Here is a 10631-nt window from a genome sequence, read left to right on the forward strand (position 1 = left end):
TGTAATGGCCATCAAGCGCCACGGTCGTCCTGAGGACGTCGCGGGAATGGTTTCCTGGCTGGCTGGACCCGAGGCCAGCTTCGTCACCGGCGCGATGCACACAATCGACGGCGGCTTCGGAGCCTGACCTCCGGGAGCGATGGCATGGGTCCGGTGGGCAATCTAGCTGGTTTAGGCAAACTGTCGCCCTGACAGGAATGCGCCTCCGAAGCGGTCATTGCGGGCTTCCCGAAACTCCCTAGTCTGCGCTGTCGCAAAAGTTAGGAAAACACGTGTCGCTCCAACTGGGACTTTTGCGAACAGACGAGAGCCTGACTTGTTCCGAAGCGGAAACCCGGCGTAGACCAGATCCGGCCTCCTGCGACTTTCGCGCATCCTGCCGATATGCCAGAAAGGCTTTTCGGTCGAAGCGCAAGCGCGGTTGGAAGTGAGGTCAGGTGATGAGCCGGATACGTTTCCGCAGTGGATATGCCAAATATTCGGATCTGGCGATGTTCCTTGCCTACGTCGGGGAAAGCGATCCATTCGATTCGCCGACCAAGATCATCGTCCTCGACGATGCCCGGTCCGAGCCGGAATGGGGGCTGGAGGATTGCAACGACGTTTTCGTCGATGTCTGCAGCTTCCGCTCTGAAGCGATGGATCGGCCGGCCTTTGTCTGCATTTCGGAAGAGGGAAAGGTCTGGTTTCACCTCGAGAATCGCGTCATCGAGGATATCCCCGATGCTGGTCTCTCCAAGCCGACATCGCTGAAGCTTGGATATGTCGGCGGTATCCGCCAACTCGGCGGAGAGCTATACGCCTACGGTTATGCTGGCCAGATCTACCGGCGTACAGCGCCGGCGACATGGGAGCATTTCGACCAGGGGATCGTAGGCGCGCCCGGCGATGACTACGATATAACCGGCATGTGCCTGTCCGGCGGAATGTTCTATGCCGTTACCAGAATGGGGGGTGAGGGTCGCATCTATTCCCGCGCTTCCCGCAATGGCGATATGTGGTTGACCGCGGTCAACCCTTCGGGCGAATGGCTGAATGCAATCGAAGCGGATCAGGATGGAACCGTTTGGGTATGCGGCCGAAATGGCGCCCTGCTTAGGGGCAATGCCACAACCGGCTTCACGCAGGCAGGCGATCTCGAATGCGACGAGGAATTCCTCTCCGTCGCGCTGTTTCGCGGACAGGTCTGGCTGAGTTCGGCGACCTCACTATATAATTGGTCGGAGGGTCGCCTGTCCAAGGTCGACACTGGCCTATTGCCCGGTATCCGCGGCGCTCATCGCCTGCAGGTGGTGGACGATGTGCTCTGGTCGTTCGGATATGACGAGGTGCTTCGCTACAACGGGGATAGATGGATGCGCTTCGCGTGTCCTTGTGCATAGTCGGGCGGATTTGGAGAAATCTACCAATTGGAGGTAGAGTGGCTGAGAAATTTCGACTTTTTGTTAGCAACCAGCAAGTCGCGGTATTCGACCCCGATCTCGATAGTCCCTTCAACGAATGGCGGCCGCGCCACGTTTCGCAAGGGTTCTCCTGGCGTGCCAAGAGCGTCTCTTTCCGTGTGCCTGATGGTGATATGTGTCTTGTGGAAGTGCTTCAGGGTACTGACCCAACGACACTTCTCGGCGAGCCTCGAAGGACGATCATGGCGCCCTTCGAGGTTGGCAAAGGAAGCTTGACTGCCGTTGGCTCAATCACTGAAGAGATAAACATTTCGGTGCCAGGCGGTGTAAAATATCAGCTATTATTCGATCTGCTGCCGGGCGGCGTTGATGATGACCAGCCCTATGACTGCGCGGTCCGACTAAAATTCGTTAAACACGATGACCCCGTCTTCGAGATTTGCAAAGCGGATGATGCCATGGACACATCGTTGCCGATCGATCTGGAAGCCCAACCGGCCTCGTGATCGATCGCCTTTCCCCAAATCTTGTCGATAAGCCCTGTCGCAAAAGTCACAGCTTTACGCTCGATTTTTGCGACAACCGATGACCGCTTCCGGCCCCGTACTCATCAGCAGGCCAGAGCGGAAATCATTTCCGCTTTGCGCCCCCATGCCAGTCGTTCACACCACCCGCGTTAGTTCCTGGAAGCTGTCAGTCTGCTGGTCGAGCGGTCACGTCCGGGAACGCGCCGATGGATCAATTCGACAGTGATCGAACGCCCAACATTGAGCCTCAGACAGCGTCAATAGCTTCGCAAGCATCCATAGGAAGAGCGTTTGTAGCGAACTTGTTTCGGTATCGGCGCGGCTATCTCACTGCCTTGGGAATTCTCCGCATTGTAGGAACAGCAGGCACCGACATCACGTTCTGAGATGAACGGTCACCGAAAATGAGTTCCCATTCTGTACCAGTGCGGTCATGTCTTTGTGAAAGTTCGTAAGAGCGATTGCTCGACGACACACGAATCAAAGAGGTGACAGCATGGAAAATCCGGTTGCACTGAATCGCCTTTCCGAGAACACGGTCTTCCGTAAAGGCGATGTTTTCGTACTCTTCGGCGAACTGTTCGGCCGCGGATACGCCACCGGCTTGCTTGAGGAAGCTAGACGGGCTGGAATGGAGATAGTGGGGATCACCGTCGGGAGGCGCGACGAGAACAACGCGCTGCGGCCGCTCGACGCCGAAGAACTGTCTTCGGCCGAGACCCGGCTGGGCGGCAGGATCATCAACATACCTCTTATGGCGGGTTTCGATCTCGATGCGCCCGAAGACGGCCCAACTCCCACCGATCTCCTGGCGAAGATGACGCTTGAGAGCTGGGAACACGACAAGCTCGACTGGGACTATGTCGGGCAATGCCGCGACATCGCTACTGCGCGTTTTACGGAGTCACTTTCAAAAGTCATGACCGTTCTCGACGGAATGATCGCCGCTGGCCGCAATGTTTTCTTCGCCCACACAATGGCCGGGGGCATCCCGAAGGCGAAGGCATTTCTGGTCGTCGCCAACCGAATCTATAAGGGGACCGGAACCCGCCACATGTCGTCGCAGACCTTGATCGACAGTGACCTGGGAAAACTCATCCTGCAGAATTTCGACGACGTCTCCGCAAATACCTTTCGCCATCTGATTGATTTCAGCGCGACGATCCGCGAGCGCATGGAAGCTTCTGGCGGTCAAGTGCGATATACGGCCTATGGCTACCACGGATCGGCGGTCCTCATTGACGGTCACTATCGTTGGCAGACCTACACCAACTACACTCAGGGCTATGCGAAGATGCGGCTCGAAGGCATTGCTGAGGAAGCCTGGGCGACAGGGATCAAAGCAACTGTCTATAACTGTCCCGAAATCCGGACCAATTCCTCTGACGTGTTCACGGGGATCGAGCTGCCCCTGATACCGCTGCTGCTTGCTTTGAAGAGAGAAAATGGTGGCCAATGGGCAGACGAACAGTGGCAGGCCTGCCAGCAGCTTCTGGCAGACGGCTTAACCATGGAAGATGTGTTCCAGAAGATCACAGACATGCAGGCCAGCGAGGTCATGCGTCCATTCTATGACTTTTCGGCTTGGCCCATGGCAAACAGTCAGGCACAGGCCGATTTGACCATCGGCACGTCCAACGAGATCACCCAGATGCATCGGGATAGCAAGTTGATGATCAGCGACCTCCTGAGCGGTCTCGTTGTGAAGGCAACCGGGCAGCTAATTTTTGGCGAATCTTCAGAACCGTCCGGTCCCGTCCTGTGGCTCAACCACGATGTCGTGGCTCGGCGACTTAACGCATCCCATGCCCGTTCGAAGTCTCCCGCGCCGCTTATCGCGCAGGGAAGGGAATTCTCGCACCTTGAGGTGGCGTGACGGGTTCCTAGCTTGCCTTCAAAGCTGACTTTTTGGCCATGAAGCGACGAACCTTGCGACAGGAATGCGCCTCCCACTCGGTCATTTGGCAAGTCATAGCATAACTTGGAAGCGGACATTCTCACGCAACTAGCCTGCCATAGTCCGCAAGGAGCTTCAGCATCCGCCGACGATCGCAATAGTACGCTGTGCATATGTCCGGACTTCGTCGTCTACAAAAGCCGCATTTGGATCGTGGTGGAAAGGCGCCGTGAACTGATTGATGTCGTCCAAGTCGTTATACTGCGGCGTTAGAGGATGGCTGGCGTCCGCGCGAATAATCGCCAGCATGTCGCCCAGCCATTTTCCGTCAAGGATTTGGTTGGGAAACCGGTAGCGGATGTATTTTTCCAAGAGCGGCCGCATCGCAGTCCGCATTTCCCGCGCGTTGTTGTTGCGGCCCTCGGCGAACTCCTGAAGTAACATATGTTCTTGAAGATAGCCTTCCTTTACTTCCCACTCGATTTTCCAAGGCTCAATTGACGAGCCGGTGGAGGTCCCGGAAATTTGTATCGTCGTATAGGCCACGCCGTGGATTAGGACGCGTACAGCGTCGAGGAAGAACTTGTCGTGGCTCAGGACGATCGTCTGAGCTGCCTCGCCGCCTGTCCTGACGATCTCCTTCGCCGTCATGGCGCGTCGGAAATCGTCGAGGCTCGTGAAGGGATCGTCGAACACTACGAGCTTGCGGGAAAGATCTGCGTCTCGCTTTAGCTGCGCGAGGAAGAAGGCCAGCGCGAAGGTATTCTTGTCGCCTGTGCTCATCGTCGTGTCGAACCCCGGATCGTTCTCGCCATTCCGTGTCACGTCGACGTCGTTGGAGTCGAACCGCAAGCAGTAGGTCGACTGCGGCACCTTCCCGATATAGTTTTTGCCGCACTTGGCCAGCCGGAACCCGGCCCCGAATGTGGCTAGGATCTTGTTGATGTCGACCTCATACGCTCCAAGAATTGCCTCGTCATAGATATCCAACGCCTTTTTCTTGGTGTCCTTTTCATCGACCAAAGCCTTCTTTTCATCCAGTAGTTTCTGGTAGCCGGTTGCTAGCGTGAGAACCGGCTCGACATGCCGCTTCCGGACGGCTTCAAGCCCCGCGAGGGTCGCCTCCACCGCGGCTTTATTTGCCGCGGCGCTTCCCTCCTTCACGGCCTGAATAAGCTGATTTGCTGCGGCGACCTTTTCTGACGCGGCGTTGAGTTCCTTTACGGTTGAAGACCATGTCGCATTTGCTTCGATGAAATCGGCAGACTCTGGCACAGCTTCCAGAGGAGCTTCTGTTTTATGTTGTAAAACGGCCTTCGCCGCCTGGAGGAGAGCGTCAATCTCGGCAACTATCCGAGTCGCCGCTTCCGAGCCCTGGTATTGGTGGTCGCAGTAGCCTTCCCAGAAAGCCGCATCAGCTTCCGCGTCCTTGAAGGCCTGCTCGCACTTGAGCGCTGCCGCTGCCGACAATGCTCCAGTGAGCGCCTTACTCATGTCGGCAATTGTATTCTTGTGATCCGCATAGGCCTCGCTAAAATAGCCGCGATAGGCATTGATCAGGTCATTGTTCGACATCGTTTTGGCGCAGAATGGGCAGTTTTCACCAGTGGCATGTTTCAGCCCCTGGGCTAGCCAAGTTTCACCACCCTCGTGAAAGTCGTGAGCCGCGATCTGTTGTTTGACGCGCTCGGCCGCATCGGCCGCGATCCCGTCAACACCCTTGGCAAGAAGTGCGGCGAAACCCTCCGGCAATGCTGGCAACTCTGGCACGCTCAAGAGCTTACGGGATTTGATGACGTCTAAATCGTTGATGGCCTTCAGTTTAAGCGTAGCGTCCTCGATCTTCTTATCGACTGTGGGATCAGCAGCGAGTTTAAGAAACGCTTCGAGCTTAAAGCCCTTCGGCACATGCTGCTCGAGCACCTTTTTCTCAGTCGTTATCTCGGCCTGCTTTGCGGTGGCGTCGGCATCTAACTTGTCAACCTCCTCCGCAAGAGCTACTCCGGTAGGACCGACGACAATGCGATAAAAATTGCGGCGGTGCTCGACATCCACCTGGTCACCGCCATGGACGTTTTCGTTAACAAACTGCTGATCGAAGATGTGAATGTCTGGGCTGGATCCGCTCCAGGCACCGTTCGAGAACCGTGCCGGACCCGTGTCGAGCAGCAAGCCAATCGAAGGATCGGATGTGGCTTTGAACGTTTTCCGGCGCGTGACGAGCTTCGGGTCGTTGAGCCGAAGGGACCGAAGGATTGCGCCTAGCGTTGTTTTGCCGCGGCCATTACCTCCATAAATCAGCGTGAACGGCTCATAGTTGCCTCCGCCGATGCGCGCCGATTTGAAGCGGCCGACATTCTTTATCTCGGTTATCTTCTTTAGAAACAAACCCGCCCCTCCTCACCATTGGGGCTTCCCGGCCACCTTCAATTGGCAAGCTACTATTGCGCGAGTAATTGATTGTTGCAACACATCGCGTGCCCAAGCACACAGGAGATACTCTCTTGTGCATTTTTAGAGGCGAACATAAGATTGCCTTAACTATTGCGCTGTGGGAACTGCAAACTTCTCTCCCCGCTTTTGGTATAGCGTAAGTAGGCCTGATCCTATTGTGTGCCTCCGCCGGTAATGTCAGCTTTATATGCGGAATGCTCCAACAGCGAACAGTCCGCTCCCGGCCCCCATTCCGACGATCAGCCTAGCCACGTTTTGACGACGGTCTGCACTCGCCGATATCCAACTCGTCTGCCGTTCATCCCGCAAACGAGAGCCGTTGCATCCAACTAGATCTCGGCTCGGTCCGTCTTTTCAACTGGACTCCATGCGCAAAGGAAGCAGTACTCCCTTCAGGCGAACCCGACGAATGGCAGATGCCAAAGCCCGAACCTCGGGCTTCACTCGGTGCAAGGCTGAATATCCCCGGCCTCAACAGAGTGGAGATTAGAATGGCATCGTCAACAAGTGAAAGCGTTCCTCAGGCTGAGACCGCACTGTCCGCAAGTCCTCGGCCTAAGGCCATAAAGCCCAAGAAGGACCAGCTGCTCGCCCTCGTGACAAAGCCAGGTGGCACGCGCATCTCGGTCCTAAGCGAGCGGCTTGGCTGGCAGGCGCACACTGTCAGGGCCGCGTTGTCGGGACTGCGCAAGCAGGGTCATCACATCCTTGCCACCAAGGCGCCGAAGACCGGGGAGGCGGTCTACCAGGTCGTGAAGCCGACGGAGCAGACGCCACCGGCCGCAGTCACCTCGCTTGAGGGAGACGCAGCGTGAACATGGCCGCAAGGATCCCAACGGCGCCAACTGTGGCGTCGTTCGAAGCTCTTGATCGCGAGGCCTGCCTTAAGCGCTGGCGCAAGCAGTTCGATCATGAACCACCGCGTTACGTCTCGGTGGAGTTCATGCGCAAGGTGTTTGCTTATGAGGCTCAAGTGGCCGCCTTCGGAGGTCATTCAAAGGCCGTTCGGAATGTCCTCAAAGCTCATTTGAAGGAGACCGAACGAGGTGCAAAACCAAAGGCGGGGGCCAAAGCGGTGCCTTCTCCTGCAACCTTGCGCGCCGGAACCCATCTGGTGCGGGAGTGGAATGGGCGGATCTATCAGGTCGAAGTCACGGCAGATGGCTTCCAGATGGATGGCAAGCAATTTGGCTCGCTAAGCGCCATTGCTCGCAAGGTCACTGGAACCCCCTGGTCTGGCCCGCGCTTCTTCGGACTAGCTCGAACATGAAGTCTGTCCGTTGCGCCATCTACACGCGAAAGTCATCGGAAGAAGGCTTAGGCCAAGAGTTCAACTCACTGGATGCGCAGCGAGAGGCCTGCGCATCTTACATCGCTAGCCAGAAGCATGAGGGCTGGGTGTTGGTCCCGGATCACTACGATGATGGCGGCATCTCCGGCGGTACACTGGAACGGGCGGCGCTAAAGCGGCTGTTGAAAGATATCGAAGCAGGCCTGGTCGACCAGATCGTTGTCTACAAGATCGATCGGTTGACGCGGTCGCTGGCGGATTTTGCCAAACTGGTTGAGCGCCTTGATAAGGCGAACGCCTCCTTCGTCTCAGTGACGCAATCGTTTAATACGGCCACCAGCATGGGACGGCTGACCTTGAACGTTCTGCTTTCCTTCGCACAGTTCGAGCGGGAGGTGACGGCCGAACGTATCCGCGACAAGATCGCCGCTTCCAAGCGAAAGGGCCTTTGGATGGGAGGCCGAGTGCCTCTAGGCTACGAGGCGGATGGTCGGTCTCTCAAGATCGTCGAGGAGGATGCTGAGACGGTCAGGCGAATCTACCAGCTCTATCTCGAGCTGGGATCGATCTACGAGGTAAGGTTGGCAGCAAACGATCTGGGCTTGCGCACCAAAGGACGCGCCAGGCAGGGTGCCAAGAAGTACAAGCACGCTCGCCAAGACAGCGCCGAGAAGCCTCACCTTAAGTCGCTCCGTGGCAGAAAGCCAAGTTCTGGCGATGACAGTGTTCCAGCGACCATCGACAGCAGCATAACGGCGACAGTCGACGACGCCCTCCCAGCAGGCGTCATCGGACCGGCACCGTTTGGGGTGACCAATATCTACTACATCCTGACCAACCCGGTGTATGCCGGACGAATCCGCCACCGGGCGCAGATCCATGACGGCAATCAGCCGGCGATCATCGATCCTGCCGTCTGGGATCTGGTCCAGGAGAAGCTTACAGCTTTCGCTTCTCGCCAGCGTGGCATCAGCAACATTGCCAAGTTCGCACCGCTGGCTGGCAAGCTCTATGACGACACCGGCGACTACTTCACGCCGAGCCATACGAAGAAGAATGGTGTCCGCCTCAGCTACTACGTCTCCAACCGGGTGATCAGCAAAAAGCAGGCAGACAAATCCATGATGGATCGGGGCTGGAGGCTTCCGGCTAAGATGCTCGAAAGCCAAATGGCGCAGGCCATCGTACGACACCTCATCGAGCGACTGCCAGTCGATGTGTCCCTGACCAAGTCCGTTGCCGAGATCGCCCAAGGCCACCATCGGCTGGAAACGTTGTCAGCCGAATCCGACAAGCATCTTCCCCTGATCCTGAAATGCCTGGAGCAGGCCACCATCATGCAGGGCCGGATCGATCTGGTGCTCATCGACCAGTGTGTCGCCGAGCTGATCTCGGTCCCGCTAGGATCCATCAACCCCGCCGTTCTTGCCTTCAGCACCAGCTTCCAGCACCGCAAGCGTGGCGTCGAAACCAAACTGATCATCGGCGCCGCTGCCAACACATCTCGCGACGAGGTGCTGACCCGCAACATCGCCAAGGCCCAGCAATTCTACGATGCGATCATACAGGGGCAGAGCTTCGAAGACATCGCCAAGTCCGAAAGCCTCTCGACGCGCCGGGTGATGCAGATCATCGATCTAGCCTTCCTGGCGCCGGCGATCGTTCAGTGCGTTGTGGCAGGCAATCAGCCTCTGGGCTTCACCACAAAATGGCTCTCAGGAAATGCCATGCCATCCGACTGGCACGCTCAGCGCCAGATCGTCGCCGCGCTCTGAGCGCAAATCACTTTCTACATCCAGCGCGTGATCGGGAGCCGATGCAGCTTTCTCAACCTGTAAGTCTGGCAAAGCCTCTCAGAGACTGGAGCCCTAAGATGGCGCCAATGACTGCCAACGGCAGTCTCTCGAATTCAGCTAAGCTCACAACCCGCTGAAACAGCGGGGTTATTTTGTAGAGGGCGCTAGCCTGTAGGGAAAAGAAAGGAGATTGGCTGTGGATTTATTTTTTCGCGTGTGTCCCTTGCGGTCCAATTACAGGAAATCGGCACGCGCTCTGAAAGAAAATCTCGTGATTTCAGCGAGATAGAATTTTGTCCAGCAGATGGCGCTCGCCAAACCTATGAAGTTAAGCTGCTTCTGCATGGCGAAATCCGCACTCTTCGCGCGGATGTTTTGCCGGATTGCGTCTCAAAGCCGTAAGAAATTGCAGTAACGCGGTGAGAGATTGTCGTCTCGCGGCTTCCGATTGCAATTAACCGGAGTCGGATTGCAGTTACACAACGTTATGTGGGCATGCGTAAACGGGCAGCGCCGATCCGAGTCTGCGCGCAGCGAAGGTTCAAAGGCTGGCGAGTGCTAATGACCATCGCTCACGGCAATGGCGTTGGCCGCCTGGGCATGGCAAGGTGTCGGTTCAGCCTTGAGGTTCGTCAGGAGGAATGGTCGGGGCCGGTTTCAAAGCCTCTTCAAAGCCCGAGTGGCTCAAACCCTGGAAAACGCATTCTCCAGCGGTCAGCGTGCGCAAGAATGACCCTTTAGTGCTGAAGCTAAGCTACCGCGCCGAGCCACTACGTTAAGCGTCGAATGCTTAAACAAATTTTGCTGAATCGACGCACCACACGCCCAATTATGGCCTGGCGGATGATCTCGCCGCAGATACATCGCTCCCACATTATCTCCGAACGAGTTCCCTCGGCACCCAGAGCGTCACGTTAAACCCTGCCGTTGCATTGAAGCGGTCCGGATCAAGCAGATGCTTAGCATGTTCCTGTGCAAACCAGGCCGCAACGTTGGTACTGTAGAACTCCGTGATGATCTCTTGGATCTTGCCCGCCGCAACCAGAAGGCCACCATGAGCAAGAGATGCCGTATTCAGCTGGATCAGTTTACGTTGCGCCGGCTGGCCACCATCCGACACGGCGACGGACAACCGCCCCTTGCCGTAGCTTTTGACACGAACCTTGAGGCGGGGAGGGCGGTCGGTATCAAACCTTGCATTGATATCAGCAAGCCGGGCCAAAACCTCTTGTTCGCTGATCTGCACCTGCTGCATCACGTCAG

The 10631-nt window shown here is 56.7% G+C and carries 8 protein-coding genes and 1 pseudogene; 7 read left to right on the forward strand and 2 right to left on the reverse strand.

Annotation, left to right across the window (positions count from 1 at the left end; all coding sequences use genetic code 11):
• The 4 genes from E2F50_RS22715 to E2F50_RS22730 form a co-directional block, all read left to right on the forward strand.
• A partial coding sequence (locus tag E2F50_RS22715; RefSeq protein ID WP_133317888.1) for an SDR family oxidoreductase occupies positions 1-127 on the forward strand: 127 nt, incomplete at its 5' end.
• Between the two features lie 364 nt (positions 128-491).
• Complete coding sequence (locus tag E2F50_RS22720; RefSeq protein WP_133318468.1) at positions 492-1382, forward strand: hypothetical protein; 891 nt, start codon at positions 492-494, stop codon at positions 1380-1382.
• 38 nt (positions 1383-1420) lie between these two features.
• Positions 1421-1909 carry a competence protein ComJ gene (comJ, locus tag E2F50_RS22725; RefSeq protein WP_161974340.1) on the forward strand — a complete coding sequence of 163 codons (489 nt, stop codon included), beginning with the start codon at positions 1421-1423 and terminating at the stop codon, positions 1907-1909.
• Positions 1910-2426: 517 nt separating this feature from the next.
• Entirely contained in the window at positions 2427-3806 is a 1380-nt protein-coding gene (locus tag E2F50_RS22730; RefSeq protein ID WP_133318470.1) for an enoyl ACP reductase FabMG family protein, read from the forward strand.
• Between the two features lie 156 nt (positions 3807-3962).
• On the opposite strand, the gene E2F50_RS22735 is transcribed toward E2F50_RS22730, so the two are convergent.
• Complete coding sequence (locus E2F50_RS22735; protein ID WP_133318471.1) at positions 3963-6215, reverse strand: AAA family ATPase; 2253 nt, start codon at positions 6213-6215, stop codon at positions 3963-3965.
• 557 nt (positions 6216-6772) lie between these two features.
• Here E2F50_RS22735 and E2F50_RS22740 point away from each other — a divergent pair.
• From E2F50_RS22740 to E2F50_RS22750, 3 genes are read left to right on the forward strand one after another with little or no spacing between them, the layout of a single operon-like run.
• The gene (locus tag E2F50_RS22740; protein ID WP_133318472.1) at positions 6773-7096 is read left to right on the forward strand and encodes a DUF3489 domain-containing protein; all 324 of its coding nucleotides are present in this window, start codon (positions 6773-6775) and stop codon (positions 7094-7096) included.
• 2 nt (positions 7097-7098) lie between these two features.
• Positions 7099-7551, forward strand: a complete 453-nt coding sequence (locus E2F50_RS22745) for a DUF2924 domain-containing protein (RefSeq protein ID WP_133318474.1) — start codon at positions 7099-7101, stop codon at positions 7549-7551.
• Positions 7548-9347, forward strand: coding sequence for a recombinase family protein (locus tag E2F50_RS22750; RefSeq protein WP_133318473.1), 1800 nt, complete (start codon positions 7548-7550; stop codon positions 9345-9347). Before E2F50_RS22745 ends, E2F50_RS22750 begins: the two co-directional genes overlap by 4 nt.
• A gap of 895 nt (positions 9348-10242) precedes the next feature.
• Here the strand turns inward: E2F50_RS22750 and E2F50_RS23085 are convergent.
• Positions 10243-10631 (reverse strand): annotated as a pseudogene (locus tag E2F50_RS23085) (hypothetical protein); the annotation flags it as partial.

This window comes from Rhizobium deserti (genome assembly GCF_004358025.1).
Taxonomy (GTDB): domain Bacteria; phylum Pseudomonadota; class Alphaproteobacteria; order Rhizobiales; family Rhizobiaceae; genus Neorhizobium; species Neorhizobium deserti.